General features: G+C 68.8%; 17 protein-coding genes. 11 read left to right on the plus strand and 6 right to left on the minus strand.

What is annotated here, in order from left to right; all coding sequences use genetic code 11:
- Window positions 1-33: 33 nt before the first annotated feature.
- From lpxK to ACYBYQ_RS07885, 3 genes are read right to left on the minus strand one after another with little or no spacing between them, the layout of a single operon-like run.
- The gene (gene lpxK, locus ACYBYQ_RS07875) at window positions 34-1,104 is read right to left on the minus strand and encodes a tetraacyldisaccharide 4'-kinase (protein ID WP_459618193.1); all 1,071 of its coding nucleotides are present in this window, start codon (window positions 1,102-1,104) and stop codon (window positions 34-36) included.
- Entirely contained in the window at window positions 1,101-1,523 is a 423-nt protein-coding gene (locus ACYBYQ_RS07880; protein WP_459618194.1) for an ExbD/TolR family protein, read from the minus strand. The genes lpxK and ACYBYQ_RS07880 overlap by 4 nt, the downstream gene beginning before the upstream one ends.
- On the minus strand, window positions 1,520-2,140 hold the full coding sequence (locus tag ACYBYQ_RS07885; RefSeq protein WP_459618195.1) for a MotA/TolQ/ExbB proton channel family protein: 621 nt from the start codon (window positions 2,138-2,140) through the stop codon (window positions 1,520-1,522). Before ACYBYQ_RS07885 ends, ACYBYQ_RS07880 begins: the two co-directional genes overlap by 4 nt.
- Window positions 2,141-2,483: 343 nt before the next feature.
- Here ACYBYQ_RS07885 and xseA point away from each other — a divergent pair, with 343 nt between their 5' ends.
- The 4 genes from xseA to pcaF all read left to right on the plus strand — a co-directional run bounded on the left by xseA (window position 2,484) and on the right by pcaF (window position 7,518).
- Complete coding sequence (gene xseA / locus ACYBYQ_RS07890) at window positions 2,484-3,851, plus strand: exodeoxyribonuclease VII large subunit (protein ID WP_459618196.1); 1,368 nt, start codon at window positions 2,484-2,486, stop codon at window positions 3,849-3,851.
- Window positions 3,852-3,981: 130 nt separating this feature from the next.
- Entirely contained in the window at window positions 3,982-4,560 is a 579-nt protein-coding gene (sodB, locus tag ACYBYQ_RS07895; RefSeq protein ID WP_459618197.1) for a superoxide dismutase [Fe], read from the plus strand.
- Between the two features lie 217 nt (window positions 4,561-4,777).
- Window positions 4,778-6,169, plus strand: coding sequence for a chloride channel protein (locus tag ACYBYQ_RS07900; RefSeq protein ID WP_459618730.1), 1,392 nt, complete (start codon window positions 4,778-4,780; stop codon window positions 6,167-6,169).
- 140 nt (window positions 6,170-6,309) lie between these two features.
- Window positions 6,310-7,518, plus strand: a complete 1,209-nt coding sequence (gene pcaF, locus ACYBYQ_RS07905; RefSeq protein ID WP_459618198.1) for a 3-oxoadipyl-CoA thiolase — start codon at window positions 6,310-6,312, stop codon at window positions 7,516-7,518.
- Window positions 7,519-7,584: 66 nt separating this feature from the next.
- On the opposite strand, the gene ACYBYQ_RS07910 is transcribed toward pcaF, so the two are convergent.
- Both ACYBYQ_RS07910 and ACYBYQ_RS07915 read right to left on the minus strand, forming a co-directional pair.
- Window positions 7,585-8,067 (minus strand): DUF192 domain-containing protein, encoded by a 483-nt coding sequence (locus tag ACYBYQ_RS07910; RefSeq protein WP_459618199.1) that lies wholly within the window; start codon window positions 8,065-8,067, stop codon window positions 7,585-7,587.
- Window positions 8,068-8,206: 139 nt separating this feature from the next.
- Entirely contained in the window at window positions 8,207-8,452 is a 246-nt protein-coding gene (locus tag ACYBYQ_RS07915; protein ID WP_066133678.1) for a cold-shock protein, read from the minus strand.
- 367 nt (window positions 8,453-8,819) lie between these two features.
- Between ACYBYQ_RS07915 and clpS the strand changes: the two genes are divergently transcribed.
- The 6 genes from clpS (at window position 8,820) to putA (ending at window position 19,509) form a co-directional block, all read left to right on the plus strand.
- Entirely contained in the window at window positions 8,820-9,134 is a 315-nt protein-coding gene (clpS, locus tag ACYBYQ_RS07920) for an ATP-dependent Clp protease adapter ClpS (protein WP_459618200.1), read from the plus strand.
- 486 nt (window positions 9,135-9,620) lie between these two features.
- A complete protein-coding gene (gene clpA / locus ACYBYQ_RS07925; RefSeq protein ID WP_459618201.1) occupies window positions 9,621-11,924 on the plus strand; it encodes an ATP-dependent Clp protease ATP-binding subunit ClpA in 2,304 nt (767 codons plus the stop codon).
- Window positions 11,925-11,926: 2 nt separating this feature from the next.
- Complete coding sequence (locus ACYBYQ_RS07930) at window positions 11,927-13,201, plus strand: paraquat-inducible protein A (protein ID WP_459618202.1); 1,275 nt, start codon at window positions 11,927-11,929, stop codon at window positions 13,199-13,201.
- A 27-nt stretch (window positions 13,202-13,228) separates the two neighbouring features.
- Window positions 13,229-14,917, plus strand: coding sequence for a PqiB family protein (locus ACYBYQ_RS07935; RefSeq protein WP_459618203.1), 1,689 nt, complete (start codon window positions 13,229-13,231; stop codon window positions 14,915-14,917).
- 12 nt (window positions 14,918-14,929) lie between these two features.
- A complete protein-coding gene (locus ACYBYQ_RS07940) occupies window positions 14,930-15,577 on the plus strand; it encodes a PqiC family protein (protein ID WP_459618204.1) in 648 nt (215 codons plus the stop codon).
- A gap of 110 nt (window positions 15,578-15,687) precedes the next feature.
- The gene (gene putA, locus ACYBYQ_RS07945; protein WP_459618205.1) at window positions 15,688-19,509 is read left to right on the plus strand and encodes a trifunctional transcriptional regulator/proline dehydrogenase/L-glutamate gamma-semialdehyde dehydrogenase; all 3,822 of its coding nucleotides are present in this window, start codon (window positions 15,688-15,690) and stop codon (window positions 19,507-19,509) included.
- Window positions 19,510-19,607: 98 nt separating this feature from the next.
- Here the strand turns inward: putA and ACYBYQ_RS07950 are convergent, their stop codons facing one another.
- Entirely contained in the window at window positions 19,608-20,522 is a 915-nt protein-coding gene (locus ACYBYQ_RS07950) for an alpha/beta fold hydrolase (protein ID WP_459618206.1), read from the minus strand.
- 146 nt (window positions 20,523-20,668) lie between these two features.
- Here ACYBYQ_RS07950 and ACYBYQ_RS07955 point away from each other — a divergent pair, with 146 nt between their 5' ends.
- Window positions 20,669-21,247, plus strand: a complete 579-nt coding sequence (locus ACYBYQ_RS07955) for a CGNR zinc finger domain-containing protein (RefSeq protein ID WP_459618207.1) — start codon at window positions 20,669-20,671, stop codon at window positions 21,245-21,247.
- Window positions 21,248-21,281: the final 34 nt, after the last annotated feature.

Consider the following 21,281-nt stretch of genomic DNA (forward strand, 5'->3'; position numbering starts at 1 on the left):
CATCGCGCTGCGCCGGGCCGGTTGGAGCGCAGTTCAGTGTGCCGCGAGCCTGTCGGCTGCCTCGCGCAGCCGCTGCGACACCCAATCGCCGTAGCCGGGGTCGGAGAAGCACGCCGACACCTCCACGGACCATAGGCGGGCGTCGCCCAGGCGGGCGCATTTGACCGCGTCCTTGGCGGTGATCAGGATGTGATCCGCGTCGAGTCCGGCAAACGGCGATCCGGCATAGGCGTGGTGGTCGGGCAGCGCCAGGGTCTGGCGCAACTCGATGCCGGCCTGTCGCAGCGTTTCGAAGAAGCGCGCCGGCTGGCCGATGCCGGCCGCCGCCGCCACGCGACCCGCCAGCGGGCCGGAGAAATCCGCCAGCCGGCGCTCCTCGCCGTCCACCAGGCGGCGCACCGCGGCCGGTTGCAGCCACATCTGTATGTGGCGCGTAGCGGTCGGCGCGGCGTCGGGCACGGCGGCCGCGCTGCGCGGGGGCGAGGCGAGCCGGGTGATGACCAGGTCCGCTTCCGCGAGCCGCTCCGGCGGCTCGCGCAGCGGACCCGCGGGCAGCAGGCGGCCGTTGCCTACGCCGCGCTCGTCCTGCACCACGATTTCCAGGTCACGCGCCAGCGCCAGGTGCTGCAGGCCGTCGTCCGATACCAGCACGTCGACGTCGGGATGCGCCTGCAGCAGCGCCCGGGCGGCCTGCGCGCGGTGCGGGTGCACGCCGATGGGCGCGCCGCTCGCGCGGGCGATGAGCGCTGGCTCGTCGCCGTACTCGGCCGGATCCAGCGCGCCGCGGCCGACCCGGGGGCCGGCATCCAGGCGCACGCCATAGCCCCGGCTGACCACACCGGGATTCCAGCCGCGCTGGCGCAGGGCCTGCACCGTGGCGATGACGACGGGTGTCTTGCCGGTGCCGCCCACGTAGATGTTGCCGATGACCACGACGGGCACTGCCGGGCGATAGGCCCGGCGCCGGCCGCTGGCGTAGCGGGCGCGCTTGCGCCGCACGGCGAGCGCCGTGACGGCGGACAGGGGAGCGAGCAGGCTGGCAAGCCAGCCCCCGCGGCGCCACTGGCGTTCGACCAGGCGCAAGAGGGCGGGAGGCAGGTTCACGGGGCGGAGCGGGCCGCGAAGTTGACCCGCGCGATGCCGGCCAGGCGCGCCGCCTCCATGACGTTCACCACGGCCTGGTGCGTGGCCTGGGCGTCGGCATGGATGACCAGCACCGGCTGCGTCAGCCCGGCCGCGGCCTGGCCCAGCGCCTGGGCCAGCGCCTGGGCCCCGGCCGGCCCGGCGGTTTCGACCAGCACCCCGTTGAGGGCATAGCGGCCGTCCTGGCTGACCGCGATTTCCAGCGCGGCCGGCATCTCCTGGTCGGCGGCCGCCTGCGGCAGCGCGATTTCGAGCTGCGTGTAGCGTGCGAAAGTGGTCGAGGCAGCCAGGAAGATCAGCATCACCAGCAGCACGTCGATGAGCGGCACCAGGTTGATGTCCAGCTCGTCGCCGCCGGCATGCCTGCCCCGGAAGTTCATGGGCGGTCTCCGTGGCGGCCCGGCGGGGAGACCAGCCGCGCCAGCCGCGCTGCGGCCTGTTCCATGACGTGCAGGTAGCCGTCCACCCGCGAGCGCAGCCAGCGGTGCGCGATCATGGCCGGGATGGCGATCAGGATGCCGAAGCCGGTGTTGTAGAGCGCCACCGAGATGCCGTGCGCCAGCTGCGCGGGATCGGTGTTGCCCGGGGTATAGGCGCCGAAGATCTCGATCATGCCCACCACCGTGCCGAACAGACCCATCAGCGGCGCCACCATCGCGATCGTGCCGATCGCGGGGACATAGCGGTTGAGATCGTGCGCGACGGCACGGCCGGCGTCTTCCACGGCGGCGCGCAGCTCGGCCGGGGGCAGGTGCCGCTGGCGCAGGACTTCGGCGAGGACGCGGCCCAGCGGCGAATTGCGTTCCAGGCGGGCCAGGGCTTCGGGCGTATCCTGGCGATTGCGCAACATCTCGCCCACCTGCTCGGTGAGGCCGCGCGGCAGCACAAGGCCACGGCGCAGCGACAGCAGGCGTTCGGCGATGAGCGCCAGGCCCACCAGCGAGAGTGCCAGCAGGAACCAGATGGGCCAGCCTGCGGCTTGGATGATGGCTAACAAAACAGGACTCCGGAAGCGCGGGCCGGGGCGGAGATGTCCGCGTTCGGCACAGGCCGGAACTGTAACGGCCGCGAGGGGAGGGTGGCAAGCCGGGCTGCCAAAGCTATCCACAGTTTCTGTGGATAATTCTGTGTAGAAGTCGGCGGGAACGCCTTTCTACATTGGCTTTCGGCTGGATCGGGCCGGGGTGGGCACCTGTTGAGCTGGGTTTTTTTCTTTAATAATCATCGGGTTGCTACGATTTTACTGGCCCTGCGGGGTGCTGCCGGAAAACGGGCAGGCTGCGGTATCATGCAGCCCCGCCTCGCCAGCCCTGTGGACATATATCGCGTCGGAAAGCCTCATGACACTTGGACTCTCAGTCACAAACGACGCATTTACGCGGGAAATCCTCACAGTTGCCCAGCTGAATCAAGCCGTGGGCCAATTGCTGGAGTGCAACATTCCGATGTTGTGGGTGCGGGGCGAAGTGTCCAATTTCACCCAGGCTGCGTCCGGCCACTGGTACTTCACCCTCAAGGACAGCCGGGCCTCCGTGCGCGCCGTGATGTTCCGCAGCCGGGCGGCGCAAGTGGGCTTCGTGCCCCGGCCGGGTGACCAGGTCGAAGTCCGCGCCCGGGTCTCGCTGTACGAGGCCCGGGGCGACTACCAGCTGCAGGCCGACGGCATGCGCAGGGCCGGCCTGGGCAGCCTCTACGAAGCCTTCCTGCGCCTGAAGACGCGCCTCGCGGAAGAGGGGCTGTTCGATGCCGGGCGCAAGCGCCAGCCCGCGCGCCTGCCGCGCGCCATCGGGGTGGTCACGTCGCTGCAGGCGGCGGCGCTGCGCGATGTGCTGTCGGCGCTGGCGCGCCGGGCCCCCCAGGTGCCGGTGATCGTCTATCCCGCGCCGGTACAGGGCGCCGACGCCGCGCCGCGGCTGGCTGCCCAGGTGGAGGCGGCGAACCGGCGTTCCGAGGTCGACACGCTGCTGCTGGTGCGTGGCGGCGGCAGCATCGAGGACCTCTGGAGCTTCAACGACGAAGCGCTGGCGCGCCAGGTTGCCGCCAGCCGCATCCCGGTGATCAGCGGCGTGGGCCATGAAACCGACTTCACCATCGTCGACTTCGTGGCCGACGTGCGGGCGCCCACGCCCACGGCGGCAGCCGAACTCGCCTGCGTGCCGCGCGCCGAGCTGTGGCATGCGCTGCGGCAGGCCGCGCACACCCTGGTGCGCGCCCAGCAGCGTGCGCTGGACCAGGCCGCGCAGCGGCTGGATCGCGCCTCCGGCCTGCTGGTTTCCCCTGCCCAGCGCCTGGCGCACCAGCGCGACCGCCTGACTGCGCTGGCCCATCGACTGGGCAATGCGTGGCGGGCGCCCGAGGCGCGCCGGGCCGGACGCGTTGCCCTGCTGGCCCAGCGGCTGGCGCATCGGGCGCCGGACACCGCGCGGGCCCGCGAGCGTCTGCAGGCGCAGGCCCGGCAGCTGTCGCGAGCCCAGTCTGCCTCCCTGGACGAGCGACGCGCGCACGTGGCCGCGCTGGCGGCGCAGCTGCGCGCCTTCGATCCCCAGCATACGCTCGAACGCGGCTATGCCATCGTGCGCGACGCCGGGGGCGGCATCGTGCGCGATGCAGACCGCCTTGTCGCGGGCGATCGGCTGCAGCTGCGCTTCGCGCAGGGCGAGGCGCAGGCCGAGGTGCTGCCAGCCCCGCCTGCGCGGGGCAAGGCGTGACGGCTCGCGCAGTCGCGGGAGATTTAACCTTGCGTGGCACACGGGTTAGGTCGAACGCCTCCCGAACTGCCGATACAATTGGTCCCGCTTGATCGTGTACTCATTGCACTCAACGAAGAAGGAAGCGCACATGGCTCATACTCTCCCCCCCCTGCCTTATGAAATGGACGCCCTGGCTCCGCACATCTCCAAGGAGACGCTGGAGTACCACTACGGCAAGCACCACCAGACGTACGTCACCAACCTCAACAACATGATCCCGGGCACCGAGTTCGAGAACGCGTCGCTCGAGGACATCATCAAGAAATCTTCCGGTGGCGTGTTCAACAACGCCGCCCAGGTCTGGAACCACACGTTCTACTGGAACAGCCTGTCGCCCAATGGCGGCGGCGAGCCCACCGGCGCGCTGGCCGATGCCATCAAGGCGAAGTGGGGCGGTTTCGACGCCTTCAAGGAAGCCTTCAACAAGTCCGCCGCCGGCAACTTCGGCTCCGGCTGGACCTGGCTGGTGAAGAAGGCCGACGGCTCGCTCGACATCGTCAACACCAGCAATGCCGCCACGCCGCTCACCACGGCCGACAAGCCGCTGCTCACCTGTGATGTCTGGGAGCACGCCTACTACATCGATTACCGCAATGCCCGTCCCAAGTACCTGGAGAACTTCTGGGCGCTGGTGAACTGGGAATTCGCCGCCAAGAATTTTGCCTGATCGATTTCGCCTGATCGATTTTGCCTGATCGCCCGCGGCGCATCAGACGCGACACGGCCCGGTTCCTGCCGGGCCGTATTTTTTTGCGGGCCGCTTCCCCCGCCACGGCGCGCCGGACGGCATCTGCGGCCTTTCCTTGCTTTGGCGCCTGCCGGGGCGGTGGTAAGGTAGCGCGTTCGTTTCGCCATCCGTCCTCGTCTTGCTCGCCATGCCAGACATCCCGACCCCAGAGCGGCCCGGCCGCCCCGCGTACGCCGTTCGCCGTCTCCTGCGCCGCAAGCTGCGCCAGATGGGCCGGTTGTCGCGCAAGAGCCTGCAATTCGGGCTCCTGCTGGGCGGGTCTGCGCTGGTGGCCCTGGTTTCGCTCGGCTTTGCCTGGATGGCGGACGCGGCGCTCGAGTGGAACCGCGAATGGACGTCCTCCCACGGCTGGCTCGCATTCATCGTATTGCCCTTCGGCCTGGCGGGCCTGCGCTGGGCTACGCTGCGCTTCGCTCCCAATGCCGTGGGCAGCGGCATTCCGCAGGTGATCGGGGCCCTTTCCCTGCCCCCGGGGCAGGCGCAGGCCTCGCTGGTGTCGCTGGTTCAGGCGTTGTGGAAGATCCCCCTTACGTTCCTCGGCATGCTGGCGGGAGCGTCGGTGGGCCGGGAAGGTCCGTCGGTGCAGGTCGGGGCCGCCGTGATGCTGGCGTGGGGGCAGCTGTGCCGGCGGCTGGGCGTGCCGCTGCGCGGCTTCCATGCCCCGGAGTTCATCGCGGCCGGCGCAGCCGGCGGCCTGGCTGCGGCATTCAACGCGCCGCTGGCCGGCGTGATCTTCGCGATCGAGGAACTGGGCCGTGGCACGGTGCTGCGCTGGCAGCGCCTGGTGCTGATCGGAGTGCTGGCCGCCGGCTTCCTGGTGGTGGCGGTGGCAGGCAACAACCCATACTTCGGTGAATTCGCGGGAAAGGCCCTCGCCAGGCACATGCTGCCCTGGGTGCTGCTGTGCGGGGTGGTCAACGGCATCCTGGGCGGGGTCTTCGCGCGCCTGCTCGGCAAGGGCCTGGCCGGCGTTGCGCCGCTCGCCTGGCGCGACGCCGTCCGGCGCCACCCCCTGGCGTCGGCCTTCGGGCTGGGCGTGGCGCTGGCGCTGCTGGGCACGCTGACGGCCGGCGCGGTCTACGGCACGGGCTACGAGGCGGCTGCCGGCATGCTGGCCGGCCAGCCGGCGCCCGTGGGCGAGTTCGGCCTGGCCAAACTGGGCGCCACCGTGATGTCGTACTGGGCTGGCATCCCCGGCGGCATCTTCACGCCGGCCCTGACCACGGGCGCAGGCATCGGCCAGCAGATCTGGGCCTGGACGGGAGGCGGGGTGGACCAGCGGGTGCTGGTGCTGGTCTCCATGGCGGCGTTCCTGGCGGCGGCTACCCAGGCACCGCTCACGGCCAGTGTGGTCGTCATGGAAATGACGGGCAGCCAGCCCATGCTGTTCTGGCTGCTGGCGGGCGCGCTGTGCGCCTCGGTGGTGTCGCGCCAGTTCTGCCCCCGGCCCTTCTATCATGCGGCGGCCGGCCGTTTCCGACGCCAGGCGCTGGTGGACGCGGGCCGGGTGGAGCGGCGCCCCGGCTGAGACGCCGCGAGACCACGGGGCGTACGATGCGCCAGCAGGGTGTCCGCTACCTGGACATCCGGGAGATGCACCATTTTGGCGCCCGCAGCCCGGCGCTAAGATGGTCCACCGATTCCGCTTTGCTAACCGACGAGCCATCCATGACGACTGTGCAAGCCTTCATTTGCGACGCAATCCGTACTCCCTTCGGCCGCTATGGCGGTGCGCTGGCCTCCGTGCGCACCGACGACCTGGCCGCCATCCCCATCAAGGCGCTGATGGCCCGCAACGCCGGCGTGCACTGGGACGAGCTCGACGATGCACTGTTCGGGTGCGCCAACCAGGCCGGCGAAGACAACCGCAACGTGGCCCGCATGGCCACGCTGCTGGCCGGCCTGCCGGTGGACGTGCCCGGTGCCACGCTCAACCGGCTGTGCGGATCCGGCCTGGACGCGATCGGCACCGCGGCGCGCGCCATCCGCGCCGGCGAAGCTTCCCTGATGCTGGCCGGCGGCGTCGAGAGCATGAGCCGGGCGCCGTTCGTCATGGGCAAGGCGGACAGCGCCTATTCGCGCAATGCCGCCATCTACGACACCACCATCGGCTGGCGTTTCGTCAACAAGCTGATGAAGGCCCAGTACGGCGTGGATTCCATGCCCGAAACTGCCGAGAACGTGGCCGACGATTTCCAGATCAATCGCGAAGACCAGGACAGGTTCGCGCTGGCCAGCCAGGAAAAGACGGCGCGGGCGCAGGAAGCGGGTTTCTTCGACGCCGAGATCACGCCGGTGTCGATCGCCCAGAAGAAGGGGGATCCGGTCATCGTCGACAAGGACGAGCATCCGCGCCAGACCAGCCTGGAATCGCTGGCCAGGCTCAAGGGCGTGGTGCGCGAGGGCGGCACCGTCACGGCGGGCAATGCCTCGGGCGTGAACGATGGCGCGGCCGCGCTGCTGCTGGCCGACGAAAAGGGCGCGGCGCGCCATGGCCTCACGCCGCGCGCGCGCGTGGTCGGCATGGCCGTGGCCGGCGTGCCGCCCCGCATCATGGGCATCGGCCCGGCGCCTGCCACCCGCAAGGTCCTGGCGCTGACCGGCCTCACGCTGGAGCAGATGGACGTCATCGAGCTCAACGAGGCATTCGCGGCGCAGGGCCTGGCGGTGCTGCGCCAGCTGGGCGTCGCCGACGACGACCCGCGCGTCAATCCGAACGGCGGCGCGATCGCGCTGGGCCACCCGCTGGGGGCCAGCGGCGCCCGCCTCGCCACGACGGCGATCAATCAGTTGCACCGTACCGGTGGCCGCTACGCCCTGTGCACCATGTGCATCGGCGTGGGCCAGGGCATCGCCGTGGTGCTCGAGCGCGTCTGACGCCTGCTGCAGGAAAAACGGAGCCCTCGGGCTCCGTTTGCGCCTGGCGGCCCGGATTGGGCCGCGTCAGGGCAGCCCGTCGATGCGGCTGTCCACCCGCACGCCATGTTCCGCGAACCAGCCCTGCGACATCTCCAGTGCATAGCGCACCGGCTTGCGGGCGCAGTGCGCGTCGTCGGTCTGGGGGGCCATGTCTTCGATATTGACGATGGTGCCGTCATCGGCGATGAAGGCGATGGACAGCGGCAGCAGGGTATTGCGCATCCAGAAGCACTGCACGTCGGGCGCTTCGAAGACGAACAGCATGCCGGCGTTGCCCGGCAGCTCGGTACGGTACATGAGGCCCATGCGGCGCGTGTCCTCGGTTGCCGCGACTTCGGCGTTGATCACGTGTATGCCGGCCGCCAGGCGGGTCTGGGGCAGGGGCGGCTGGGCCTGCCGGACCGGGACCTGCGCCACGGCGGCGGGCAGGCTGCAGGCCGTGGCCAGGAGGGCGGCGGCAACGGCCCGGAGCAGGGCGCGGGCGCGGTAGAGGAAGGGTGTCGACATGGGGCGGGAGTACGGCGGACAATGAAAAGGCGGGGGCATGGCCCCCGCCTGGGATGATACCGTTGCAGCGCAGGCCTGGGGCCGCGCCGCGCCATCGGAATGGTGATTGCTACTGCCGTGGCCGGCAAGCGTGCCTGGCTCAGGCCGAGGTGATGTTCAGCGCCTGCTTGCCCTTGGGGCCCTGGATGATCTCGAACGAGACCTTCTGGCCTTCCTTGAGCGTCTTGAAGCCGTTCATCTGGATGGACGAGAAATGGGCGAACAGATCCTCGCCGCCGTCATCCGGCGTGATGAACCCGAAACCCTTCGCATCGTTGAACCACTTGACGGTGCCAGTCGACTTGGGATTGTCCCCTTGGACAGCGGTTGCGGTCATATCAGACATGCGGACTGCCTCATTGATATCGTATGTTGACAGAAGGGCGCAGCGCATGGCCCAGCCCTTGCCGGCGTCCGGAGTGGCCAGCAGCGAGTTGCAGCCTCCCGAATGCCGGGATAATGCTCTGGATTTCTTTGAGGCGTCAAGTATGGAAACTCCGCATGTCTGCGTGTAAGTGTGCGTAATCCGTGCCGGCCGGAAACCACGCCGGCGGGGGGGCGGCGCACCTCTGCGGCTGGCCCGGAATCGGGTAGCATGCGTCGTTGTGCAAGCCCGCCGCAATCGCGCCATGCGGCGCGCAGCGGCCCGCGCGCTTCCGGCAGCGGCGGCGCCGGGCGTTTTTCGTGTGAACAGGTTCTAGAGTCCCCGCCCTATGAGTTCAACCTTGGACACCCAGCGCGACCAGGTGGTCGAGAAGGCGCCCGCCCGGACGGCGCCTCCTCCCATGTACCAGGTCGTGCTGCTGAATGACGACTACACCCCGATGGAGTTCGTGGTGAAGGTCCTGCAGAAGTTCTTCGGCAAGAGCCACGAAGAGGCCACCCGCATCATGCTGCAGGTGCACCACGAAGGGCGCGGCATCTGCGGCGTCTATCCCCGCGACATCGCCGCGACCCGCATTGCGCAGGTGTCGCAGTATGCCCGCGCGCGCCAGCATCCGCTGCAATGCGTGATGGAGCCCGTCTAGGCGCTGCCGCAGCGGCATCGCACGGCGCCTTGCATCGTCCTGAATGCCGTTCCGGCTGGCCCGCGGAAGGTCGGCCGGCCCCTGCCGGCAGGGCCGTTTCGCATCGGTTATGCTGGAGGAAAGCGGTACGTGCCGAAAGAATCCGGGGCTGCGCCGCCCGGGCTTGATTTGCACGGAAACGGCACTATCTGGGTAACTACATCTTGTTGTCCGGCCGGCGTGGCGCTGCCTCATGTGCAGGCTGCCGGACGCGCAGCACGCCCCGCCGGAAACCGGCACCTGTTTCCCGCTTTCCTTGCCTGGCCGCAGGGTCCGAATGGTCCCTGCGCAAGCCGTCGCCATGGGGCGACGGACGTTGTACCCTGACCATGATGGACGGCCAGGGACGGTATGCCGATGTTGCGTTTGAAATCGCTGGCGTTACGCCATGATCGGCATAGAATATGAATCGTGTACTTGACCGCTTCGATGCGTTACGGAGGAAGCGTGATTTCCCAAGAGCTTGAAGTCAGCCTGCATATGGCGTTTGTCGAGGCCCGCTCGGCCCGGCATGAATTCATTACCGTAGAGCACCTCCTGCTGTCGCTGCTGGACAACGCATCGGCGGTCGAAGTTCTGCGTGCCTGCGCGGCCAATCTGGATGACTTGCGCCGTAACCTGCGCCAGTTCGTAACCGAGAACACGCCAGTGATCCCGAGCGGCGCCGAGGTCGATACCCAGCCCACGCTGGGCTTCCAGCGGGTGATCCAGCGCGCCATCATGCATGTCTCGGCGGGCGGAACCGGCAAGAAGCCGGTCACCGGCGCCAACGTGCTGGTGGCCATCTTCGGCGAGAAGGACTCCCACGCCGTCTACTACCTGCAGCAGCAGGGCATCACGCGGCTGGACGTGGTCAATTTCCTGTCCCATGGCATCACCAAGCAGCCCCAGGAGGAATCCTCCGCCGTGCAGAAAGAGCAGCAGCCCAACGGCGAGGAACAGGCCGAATCCCGCCAGTCTCCCCTCGACCAGTACGCCACCGACCTGAACGCGGCTGCGCTGGCCGGCCGCATCGATCCGCTGATCGGCCGCGAGCACGAGGTCGAGCGCGTCATCCAGGTGCTGTGCCGCCGCCGCAAGAACAACCCGCTCCTGGTGGGCGAGGCCGGCGTCGGCAAGACCGCCATCGCCGAGGGCCTGGCCTGGCGCATCACGCGCGGCGAGGTGCCCGAGGTGCTGCACTCGGCGCAGGTCTATGCGCTCGACATGGGCGCGCTGCTGGCCGGAACCAAGTATCGGGGCGACTTCGAGCAGCGCCTGAAAGGCGTGCTCAAGCAGGTGCGCGGCAATCCCGACGCCATCCTGTTCATCGACGAGATCCACACCCTGATCGGCGCCGGCTCGGCGTCGGGCGGCACGCTCGATGCGTCCAACCTGCTCAAGCCGGCGCTGTCGTCGGGGCAGCTCAAGTGCATCGGCGCCACCACCTACAACGAATACCGCGGGGTCTTCGAGAAAGACCACGCGCTGTCGCGTCGCTTCCAGAAGATCGACGTGCCCGAGCCCAGCGTCCAGCAGACCGTCCAGATCCTGCGCGGCCTCAAGAGCCGCTTCGAAGAGCACCACAACGTGCGCTATTCGGCTGCGGCGCTCAGTGCGGCGGCCGAGCTCTCGGCCCGCTACATCAACGACCGCCACCTGCCCGACAAGGCCATCGACGTCATCGACGAGGCCGGCGCGGCGCAGCGCCTGCTGCCGCGTTCCAAGCAGAAGAAGGTCATCGGCAAGCCCGAGATCGAGTCCATCGTCTCCAAGATCGCGCGCATCCCGCCGCAATCGGTGTCCAACGACGACCGCAGCAAGCTGGCCACGCTCGAGCGCGACCTCAAGACCGTGGTGTTCGGGCAGGAGCAGGCCATCGAGGCGCTGGCCGCCGCCATCAAGATGGCGCGGTCCGGCCTCGGCAAGCCCGACAAGCCGATCGGCTCGTTCCTGTTCTCCGGGCCCACCGGCGTGGGCAAGACCGAAGTCGCGCGCCAGCTCGCCTTCACGCTGGGCGTGGAACTGCTGCGCTTCGACATGTCGGAATACATGGAGCGCCATGCCGTGTCGCGCCTCATCGGCGCGCCGCCGGGATACGTGGGGTTCGACCAGGGCGGGCTGCTCACCGAGGCCATCACCAAGCAGCCGCACTGCGTGCTGCTGCTCGACGAGATCGAGAAGGCCCACCCCGACATCTACAACATCCTGCTGCAGGTCATGGACCACGGCACGCTCACCGACAACAACGGGCGCAAGGCCGATTTCCGCAACGTCATCATCATCATGACGACCAACGCGGGCGCCGAAACCCTGAACCGGCCCTCCATCGGCTTTGCCAACAGCCGGGTCGCCGGCGACGAAATGGCCGAGATCCGGCGCATGTTCACGCCCGAGTTCCGCAACCGCCTGGATGCCATCATCCCGTTCGGCGCGCTCTCGCGCGACATCATCCTGCGCGTGGTCGACAAGTTCCTCATGCAGCTCGAAGACCAGCTGCACGAGCGTCGGGTTGCGGCGGTGTTCACGGAGAAGCTGCGCGAGCACCTGGCCAAGGCGGGCTTCGATCCCGTCATGGGCGCGCGTCCGATGCAGCGGCTCATCCAGGACACCATCCGGCGGGCGCTGGCTGACGAGCTGCTGTTCGGCAAGCTGGTCGATGGCGGCAACGTCACGGTGGACGTCGACGAGAACGACAAGGTCGTGCTGCGTTTCGACGATCCCGACGCGCGTGGTCCATCGGCCCGGCAGGAAGTCGCGCTGGCCGAGTAGTCTTGGATCGCGAACCGCTGATTGCCTGCGAGCACTGCGCCAGCGTATATCGCCGGCACGTGCTCGGGCCCGGCGAGACAGCCACCTGCAGCCGCTGCGGCACCGTACTCTGGCGCTATTCGGGCCTGGGCCTGCAGGGCTGGCTCGCGCTTGCTGTCTCGGCCCTCATCGTGTTTGCGCTGGCCAATGCCTATCCGGTGGCCAGCCTCAACGTGCAGGGCATGGTGCAGCGCGCGTCGCTGCTCGATGCGGTGCGCATCACCTGGGATCAGGGCCATGGCGCGGTAGCCTTCATGACCGGCATGGCAGGCTTCGGCCTGCCGCTGTTGCAGCTGCTCGTGCTGCTGTGGGTGCTGGGCCCGCTGTCGGCGGGCCGTGTGCCCGCCGGCATGGGCATGGCCATCCGCATCCTGGGCTGGGCGCGTCCGTGGAGCATGGTGCCGGTGTTCCTGCTGGGCGTGCTGGTGTCGGTGGTGAAGCTCGCGGGCATGGCTGCCGTGCAGCCCGAGATCGGCCTGGCCGGCTTCGCCGTGCTGACGGTGCTGCTGACCATGCTGGGGCGGCTCACGCCCCAGACCTTGTGGCGCTACGCCGAAGACGCCGGCGTCGTCGCGGTGCACCTGCCCGCCCGCCCGCAAGCGGGGCAGGTGCTGGCCGGATGCCACGCCTGCGGCCAGGTGCAGGCCGTGACGCTGGGCGCCGACCCCGCCGCCCGCCATCATTGCCGGCGCTGCCACGCCGTTCTGCACGTGCGCAAGCCCGATCACCTGACGCGGACCTGGGCGCTGCTGGTTGCCGCCGCCATCCTCTACGTTCCCGCCAACGTGCTGCCGGTCATGCGCATCTCCACGCTGCTGGGGGAAACCGACCACACCATCCTGGGCGGCGTGGTGGAGCTGTGGGAGGGCGGGTCCTGGGACATCGCCCTCATCGTCTTCGTGGCCAGCGTGGTGGTGCCGCTGACCAAGCTGCTGGCCCTGGCGCTGCTCGCGCTCAGGGTGCAGTGGCGCAGCACGTCGGGGCAGCGGCAGTCCACGCGGCTGTACGAGATGGTCGAATTCATCGGGCAGTGGTCCATGCTGGATGTCTTCGTCGTCATCCTGCTGGCTGCGCTCGCCGACTTCCAGGGCTTCATGTCGATCAGCGCGGGCGCAGGCGCGGCGGCCTTCGGGATGGTGGTGATCCTCACCATGCTGGCAGCCATGAGCTTCGACCCCCGGCGCAGCTGGGACCTGGAACGGGCCGCGGCAACACCCGCCCCCAACCGTACGATTTGATGCCGCCGGCACAAGGAGCCTCAATACATGGCCGACGATCCCACCCCGTCCCGCAACGATGAGCCAGCGCCCATCGGCGTTCCGGAGGTCGCCCGCACGCGGCAGCGCCGCATTTCATGGATCTGGCTGGTGCCGCTCATCGCGGCGCTGGCCAGCGCGTCGCTGGTGCTGCGCACGTGGCTGCAGACCGGGCCGGAGATCACCATCGAGTTCAACACCGCCGAAGGGCTGGAAGTGGGCAAGACCCAGCTGCGCTACCGGGACGTGAACGTCGGCGTGGTCACGGGCGTCCATTTCAACGACGACCGCAGCAAGGTCCTGGTCAAGGCCGAGCTGTCGCGCGAAGTGGCGGACCTGGCGCGCGAGGGCACGAATTTCTGGGTGGTGCGCCCGCGTGTGGGCTTCACCGGCGTGTCCGGCCTGGGCACCCTGCTGTCCGGCGCCTATATCGGCATGGACGCGGCCGAAGACGACAAGCAGGCCGAACGGGCCACCAAGCTGGATTTCGTCGGGCTCGAGACGCCGCCCGCGGTCACGCACGACCGCGAGGGCAGCCGCTTCGTGCTCAAGGCCGACAACCTCGGTTCGCTGGACATTGGTTCCCCCGTGTATTTCCGTCGCATCAGCGTGGGCCGCGTCATCGGCTATGCGCTGGACGAAAGCGGGGAATCGGTCAATATCGAGATCTTCGTCGACGCGCCGAACGACCGCTTCGTCACCCGGCATTCGCGCTTCTGGAATGCCAGCGGGGTGGATGTCTCGGTGAATCCCGACGGCCTCAAGCTGCGCACGCAGTCGTTGATATCCGTGGCGCTGGGAGGCGTGGCGTTCGAGTCGGTTTCGGCGTCGCAAAGCGAACCCCAGCCCGTCGAGCCGGGCGCGCAATTCCAGCTGTACGACAGCGAAAGCGCGGCCAAGGCCGACCCCACGGGCGAACCGTTCCCCATCCGGATGCGTTTCGACCAGTCCATACGCGGCCTGGCGGTGGGCGCCGGCGTCGACTTCCAGGGCATCACGATGGGCAACGTCACCGCCATCAACATGGACTTCGACAACGAGAAGAAGCGCTTCTATGCGGTCGTCGATGCCACGCTGTATCCGGAGCGGCTGGGGCGCGTCTACCATGTCCTGCGCGAGCGCTATGAGGCAGACGGCGATGCGGCCGGCACCAAGCTGCTCGGCGCCATGATCAGGCATGGTCTGCGCGCCCAGCTGCGCACGGCCAACCTGCTCACGGGCCAGCTGTATGTCGTGCTCGACACGTTCCCGCACGCGCCGCCGGTCACCTTCGAACCCGGCGAGCCGGGGCAACCCGCCGACATTCCCACCGTGCCCGGCCAGCTCGACCAGTTGCAGGAGCAGCTCAGCAGCATCGTCTCCAAGCTGGAGAAGATTCCGTTCGACCAGATCGGCACCGACCTGCGCGATACGCTCAAGACCATGTCGCGCCTGATGAACCAGATCGACAAGCAGCTGGCGCCGGAGGCGCGGTCGGTCCTGAAGCAGGCGCGCGAATCGCTGAAGCAGGTGGACGACATGCTGGCCTCGGATTCCTCGTTGCCGGTCAATGCCCAGCGCGCCATGCAGGAGCTCACCCGTGCGGCACGGTCGTTGCGCGCGCTGACGGATTTCCTGCAGGCCAATCCCGAAGCGCTGCTGCGCGGACGCGGCGCGGATCCGATTCCCGGCGTTCCGCCGGCCGATGGAGCAAGATAAATGGAGCCCCGCATGCGTGTATTCGTCCTGTCCTGCGCCCTGGCGGCGGCCCTGGCCGGTTGCGCCGGTTCGCCGCCCGCGCGCTACTACACCCTGGTGGCGCCCGTGTCGGCCGAGGCGCCGCCGGCCGCCGGCCGCAGCTACATGATCGACGTGGTGCCCGTGTCGGTGCCTGGCCAGGTGGACCAGCCCCAGCTCATGCTGCGCGATGGGGCCGGGCAGCTCGTGCCCTACTATTCCGATCGCTGGAGCGCGGCGCTGTCAGACGAATTCCGCAGCGCGCTGTCCGACGTGCTGACGCGCGAGCTGGGCGTACCCGATGTCCAGGTGGTGCAACCTCCGCCCGGTACCCAGGTCTGGCGGGTGCAGGCAGACGTGCAGCGCTTCGATGCCACCCTAGCGGGCCCCATCGTGCTCGATGCCACATGGCGCGTACGCCCGGTGGGGGGCGAAAGGGCGGAACGGGGCGGCCTGCTGTGCCGCACGCGCGTGGAAACGGCCGCTGCCGCCCCGACCGTGGCCAGTGTGGTGGAAGCACAACAGCAGGCGGTGCGCCAGCTGGGCCGGACCATCGCCTCTGCCGTGGCGGCAAATGGAACGGAAGCCCGGGCTGCAGAGGCGGGAGTGCAACTTCTGGGTTGTACTCAATTTAAAGGGTAAACCCTTAAAGGTTAACCATCATTCCGGTTGTGGTAAAACCGATCTAGAATTCTGGTTAACTCCGGGCGTCCTGCCCGGCCCTTCCCATTCTTGTATCGGGTCCATCCGTCATGGTCACCACCACCCTGGGCGTCAAGGTCGACGAAGCCTTGCGGCAGCGCCTGAAAACGGCCGCCGAAAAACTCAACTGCACGCCGCACTGGCTGCACAAGCAGGCGTTGCTGTCGTATCTCGAGAGGATAGAGCGCGGGCAGCTGCCGGCCGAGATGGCCCATCTGGGCCAGGACGAGGCCGAGGGCGAAGAGGGCGAGGCCGGGCCTGCCCCGGCCCCGACGCCGCCGTTCTTCGAGTTCGGCCAGGACGTGCAGCCGCAGTCGGTGCTGCGCGCCGCCATCACGGCGGCCTACCGCCGGCCCGAACCCGAGTGCGTGCCCCTGCTGCTGGGGCAGGCGCGCATGCCCCAGCTGGAGAAGATCCACGCCCTGGCCAAGGGCCTGGTGCAGACCCTGCGCGGCAAGCGCAAGGGCGGCGGGGTCGAGGGCCTGATCCAGGAGTTCTCGCTCTCCAGCCAGGAAGGCGTGGCCCTGATGTGCCTGGCCGAGGCGCTGCTGCGCATTCCCGACCGGGCCACGCGCGATGCGCTGATCCGCGACAAGGTCGCGCGCGGCGACTGGCGCTCGCACCTGGGTGGCAAGCAGTCGCTGTTCGTCAACGCGGCCACCTGGGGGCTGATGCTCACCGGCAAGCTGGTGGCGGTGAACAGCGAGCAGTCGCTGTCCAAGGCGCTCACGCGGCTCATCGGCAAGGGCGGCGAGCCGCTGGTGCGCAAGGGCGTGAACCTGGCCATGCGGATGATGGGCGAGCAGTTCGTCTCGGGGCAGACCATTTCGGAGGCGCTGGCCAACAACCGCAAGATGGAGGCCAAGGGCTTCCGCTATTCCTACGACATGCTGGGCGAGGCCGCCACCACGGCCGAAGACGCGCAGCGCTACTACGCCTCGTACGAGCAGGCCATCCACGCGATCGGCAAGGCCGCCGCCGGCCGCGGCATCTACGAAGGCCCGGGCATCTCGATCAAGCTGTCGGCCCTGCATCCGCGCTACAGCCGCGCCCAGCGCGACCGCGTCATGAACGAGCTGCTGCCGCGGGTGCGGACGCTGGCGATCCTGGCGCGCAGCTACGACATCGGCCTGAACATCGATGCGGAAGAGGCCGATCGCCTGGAGATCTCGCTGGACCTGCTCGAGGCGCTGTGCCATACGCCCGAACTCGAGGGCTGGAACGGCATCGGCTTCGTGATCCAGGCCTACCAGAAGCGCGCGCCCTTCGTCATCGACTACGTGATCGACCTGGCGCGCCGCAGCCGCCATCGCATCATGGTGCGCCTGGTGAAGGGCGCATACTGGGACACCGAGATCAAGCGTGCCCAGGTCGAGGGGCTGGAAGATTATCCGGTCTATACCCGCAAGATCTACACCGACGTGTCCTACCTGGCCTGCGCACGCAGGCTGCTGGACGCGCCCGAGGCGGTGTATCCGCAGTTCGCCACCCACAACGCCTACACGCTGTCGGCCATCTATCACCTGGCCGGCCAGAACTATTACCCCGGCCAGTACGAATTCCAGTGCCTGCACGGCATGGGCGAGCCGTTGTACGAGGAAGTGGTGGGGCCGCTGGCGCAGGGCAAGCTGAACCGTCCCTGCCGCATCTATGCGCCGGTCGGCACGCACGAGACGCTGCTGGCCTACCTGGTGCGGCGCCTGCTGGAGAACGGCGCCAACACCTCGTTCGTCAATCTGATAGGCGACGAGAGCGTGCCGGTGGAGCAACTGATCGCCGACCCGGTCGAGGCCGCCTCCCGCATCGTGCCGCTGGGCGCGCCGCACGAGAAGATCCCGTCGCCGCGCGAACTCTATGGCCGCGCCGACGCCGGCGCGCGCCTCAATTCGGCGGGCCTGGACCTCACCAATGAGCATCGCCTGAGCTCGCTCGCCGCGGCGCTGCTGGCGAGCGCGGCCACGCCCTGGCGCGCGGGCCCCATGCTGGGCGAGGACGCGGCCTGGGACGAGGCGCGCGCCGTCGACGTGCGCAACCCGGCCGATCATCGCGACGTGGTGGGCCGCGTGCTGGAGGCCGGCGACGACGACGTGGCGGCCGCGCTGCGTCATGCCGCCAATGCGGCGCCGATCTGGCAATCCACGCCGGTGGAGGACCGCGCACGCTGCCTGCGCCGCGCGGCGCAGCTGCTGGAGGAGCGCATGCAGGGCCTGCTGGGCCTGATCGTGCGCGAGGCCGGCAAGTCGCTGCCCAATGCCATCGCGGAAGTGCGCGAGGCCGTGGATTTCCTGCGCTACTACGCCGACCAGGTCGAGCGCGAGTTCAGCAACGACACGCATCGTCCCCTGGGCACGGTGCTGTGCATCAGCCCCTGGAATTTCCCGCTGGCCATCTTCACGGGGCAGGTCGCGGCTGCGCTGGCGGCGGGCAACACCGTCATTGCCAAGCCGGCCGAGCAGACTTCCCTGATCGCCGCGCAGGCCGTGCAGATCCTGCGCGAGGCGGGCGTGCCGCCGGGCGCCGTGCAGATGGTGCCGGGCCGCGGCGAGACCGTGGGCGCCGCGCTGGTTGCCAGCGCCGGCGTGCACGGCGTGATGTTCACCGGTTCGACCGACGTGGCCCGCATCATCGCCCGTGCCCTGGCCGACAGGCTGGACGACAACGGCCACACGATCCCGCTGATCGCGGAAACCGGCGGACAGAACGCCATGATCGTCGATTCTTCCGCGCTGGCCGAGCAGGTGGTGTTCGATGTGCTGAGCTCGGCCTACGATTCGGCCGGGCAGCGCTGTTCGGCGCTGCGCGTGCTGTGCCTGCAGGAAGACAGTGCAGATCACGTACTTGCCATGGTGCGCGGAGCCATGCGCGAACTGCGCGTGGGCAACCCCGACATGCTGTCCACCGACGTCGGGCCGGTCATCGACGCGGAAGCGCGCGACGGCATCCTGCGGCACATCGAGGCCATGCGCAAGGCAGGGCATCGCGTCGACCAGGTCGAGATGGACCCGAACTGCCGCTACGGCACTTTCGTGCCGCCCACGCTGATCGAGATATCCAGCCTCAGCGAGCTGACCCGCGAAGTGTTCGGCCCCGTGCTGCACGTGCTGCGCTATGCGCGCGACGAGCTCGACAGCATGATCGACCAGATCAACGCCACGGGCTACGGGCTCACGTTCGGGGTGCACACGCGCATCGATGAGACCATCGCCCATGTCACCTCGCGCGTGCATGCCGGCAACATGTACGTGAACCGCAACATCGTGGGCGCGGTGGTGGGCGTGCAGCCGTTCGGCGGGGAAGGGCTCTCGGGCACCGGCCCCAAGGCGGGCGGGCCGCTCTATCTGTACCGTCTGCTGGCGGTGCGCCCGGCCAGTCTGCCGGCGTGGGCCGACGGCATGCGCGGCGAGCCGCTGGTGCTGGCGCTGCCCGGGCCCACCGGCGAGTCCAATACCTACCGGCTGCAGCCGCGCGGGGCCGTCCTGGGCGTGGCCGCCACGGCGGCCGGCGCGCAGGCCCAGTGGGCCGCCGCGCAGCTCACCGGCAATGTCCTGATGCTGGTGGACAACGCCGCGACGCGCGCCTGGCACGGCGCACTGGATGCGCAGGCCCGCCAGCGCGTCACGCTCGTGCCTGACGCCGAGATCGACACGGCCTCGTACGGCGCCGTGATGTTCGAGGGCGACGGCGATGCGCTGCGCGAACTGAACCGCCGCGTGGCGGCCCGGCCGGGCCCCATCGTGTCGGTGCAGGGCCTGACGTCCGACGCCGTGGCCGCAGGCGCGGCCTATGTGTCGGATCGCCTGCTGAACGAGTGCGCCATCAGCGTGAACACGGCGGCGGCAGGCGGCAACGCCAGCCTGATGACGATCGGTTGACGTAGACGGCCCCGGACAGGCCCGCAGACCCACAGACCTGCAGACCCGGTGAGCCGGCCCCCGAAGCTGGACGAAATCCGGCCTCCGGGGCCGGCTCACTATGCCGGGTCTTTTTTTGCGCCGGGCCTGCCGGCCTGGTCCACGGCTGACAGCAGTTCGTGGATCTCGGCCGCGATCACGTCCACATGGGTCTCCAGCGCGAAGTGGCCGGTGTCCAGCAACCGGACGCGCGCGCGTGGATTATCCCGCAGGAACGCCTGCGCCCCGGGCGGGATGAAGAACGGATCGTTCCTGCCCCAGATCACCAGCGTGGGCACCTGCGCCGTCCGGAAGAACTGCTGGAAGACGGGGTACTTCTCCAGGTTCGACGCATAGTCGAGGAAGAGGTCCAGCTGGATTTCCCGATTGCCCGGCTGCTCGAGCAGGGCGGCGGCCAGGTGATAGGCCTCGGGGGCGATCCTGGACGGATCGTCCACGCCGTGCAGGTACTGCCACTTGATCCCTTCCAGGTTCAGGAAGGCGCGGACCTGGTCGCGGTTCCCGGCGGTCGGCTGCGCCCAGTATTGCCGGATGGGCGCCCATGCGTCGCCCAGGCCTTCCAGGTAGGCGTTTCCGTTCTGCGACACCAGGGCGGTCACCCGTTCCGGGTGGGCGGCAGCCAGGCGCAGGCCGGCCGGCGCACCGTAGTCGAACACGTAGAGGGCGTACTTCTCCAGGCCCAGGGCCTCGACGAACGCCGCCATGGTCGAGGCGAGGTTGTCGAAGGTGTATGCGTAGTTGCGTTCGGCCGGCACGACGGTGAAGCCGAAGCCCGGCAGGTCCGGTGCAATGAGGCGGTATCGGGTGGCCAGCAGCGGGATGAGGTCGCGGAACATGTGCGACGAGGCGGCGAAGCCGTGCAGCAGCAGCAGGACGGGAGCGTCCTGCGGGCCGGCTTCCCGGTAGAAGACGTCGATTCCGTCGGCGGAGACGGTGCGGTAGGCGGCGCGGGGAGCGGGGGTGGCGGCGGGCATGGCGTATTCCTGGCTACGGTGGGAAGGAGGGTAAAGAGGCGATGGACGTGAAACCATATAAACTTAGTTTTATAGGTTACTCAGGCAAAGTGTAGCGGAACCTGATAACCTGTCAACATGATTTTTAACGGTTACGCGAGGCGGAGATGAGCGAGGAATCGGCGGGCGCCACGATCGACTTGCACGGAGACCACCCGGCGCTCGACCTGATCAATACGGTCATGACGGTCGACGGGAATCCTGTGGAGCGCTGGGAGACGGACCGCGATGTCCTGGCGTGGCTGCGCCGGACGATCGATCCGGCGGTGGCGTTGCCGGAGCGGCCTCCCCGGGGGCTGCTGGCGGCGGCACGCGTGCTGCGCGAACAGTTGCGCGGCCTGCTCGAGGCGCGCACGGAGACGGGCAGTTTCGACCTGGCTGTGCTGAACGGTCTGTTGTCGCGCTCGCCATCCGTGCTGGCGGCACACATGGCGGCGGGGCGTCCCGCGCTGCAGCGCGTCTATGGCGGCGAAGAGGCCGCTGCGCTGCTGGCGCCGGTCGTGGAGGCGGCGGCACGCCTGCTGGCCGGAGAGGGGCTCGAGCTTGTCAAGCGTTGCGAGAATCCTGCCTGCACGCTGTGGTTCATGGACAGATCGAAGTCACGCCGGCGCCGGTGGTGCAGCATGGGACTGTGCGGGAACCGTCACAAGGTCGCCACGTTCCGCCAGCGCAAGGCCGCGGGCTGACGCCGCAACGGCGCAACGGCCGGCGCGATCCTGC

The sequence above is a fragment of the Bordetella sp. 2513F2 genome, from assembly GCF_054642735.1.

Bases quoted from the DNA above. Each gene is read 5' to 3' on its own strand.
- putA (WP_459618205.1), top strand. From the start codon at position 15,688: ATGGTCACCACCACCCTGGGCGTCAAGGTCGACGAAGCCTTGCGGCAG.
- ACYBYQ_RS07910 (WP_459618199.1), bottom strand. From the start codon at position 8,067: ATGTCGACACCCTTCCTCTACCGCGCCCGCGCCCTGCTCCGGGCCGTT.
- ACYBYQ_RS07940 (WP_459618204.1), top strand. From the start codon at position 14,930: ATGCGTGTATTCGTCCTGTCCTGCGCCCTGGCGGCGGCCCTGGCCGGT.
- ACYBYQ_RS07950 (WP_459618206.1), bottom strand. From the start codon at position 20,522: ATGCCCGCCGCCACCCCCGCTCCCCGCGCCGCCTACCGCACCGTCTCC.
- xseA (WP_459618196.1), top strand. From the start codon at position 2,484: ATGACACTTGGACTCTCAGTCACAAACGACGCATTTACGCGGGAAATC.
- ACYBYQ_RS07915 (WP_066133678.1), bottom strand. From the start codon at position 8,452: ATGTCTGATATGACCGCAACCGCTGTCCAAGGGGACAATCCCAAGTCG.
- ACYBYQ_RS07935 (WP_459618203.1), top strand. From the start codon at position 13,229: ATGGCCGACGATCCCACCCCGTCCCGCAACGATGAGCCAGCGCCCATC.
- clpS (WP_459618200.1), top strand. From the start codon at position 8,820: ATGAGTTCAACCTTGGACACCCAGCGCGACCAGGTGGTCGAGAAGGCG.
- ACYBYQ_RS07880 (WP_459618194.1), bottom strand. From the start codon at position 1,523: ATGAACTTCCGGGGCAGGCATGCCGGCGGCGACGAGCTGGACATCAAC.
- sodB (WP_459618197.1), top strand. From the start codon at position 3,982: ATGGCTCATACTCTCCCCCCCCTGCCTTATGAAATGGACGCCCTGGCT.
- pcaF (WP_459618198.1), top strand. From the start codon at position 6,310: ATGACGACTGTGCAAGCCTTCATTTGCGACGCAATCCGTACTCCCTTC.
- ACYBYQ_RS07955 (WP_459618207.1), top strand. From the start codon at position 20,669: ATGAGCGAGGAATCGGCGGGCGCCACGATCGACTTGCACGGAGACCAC.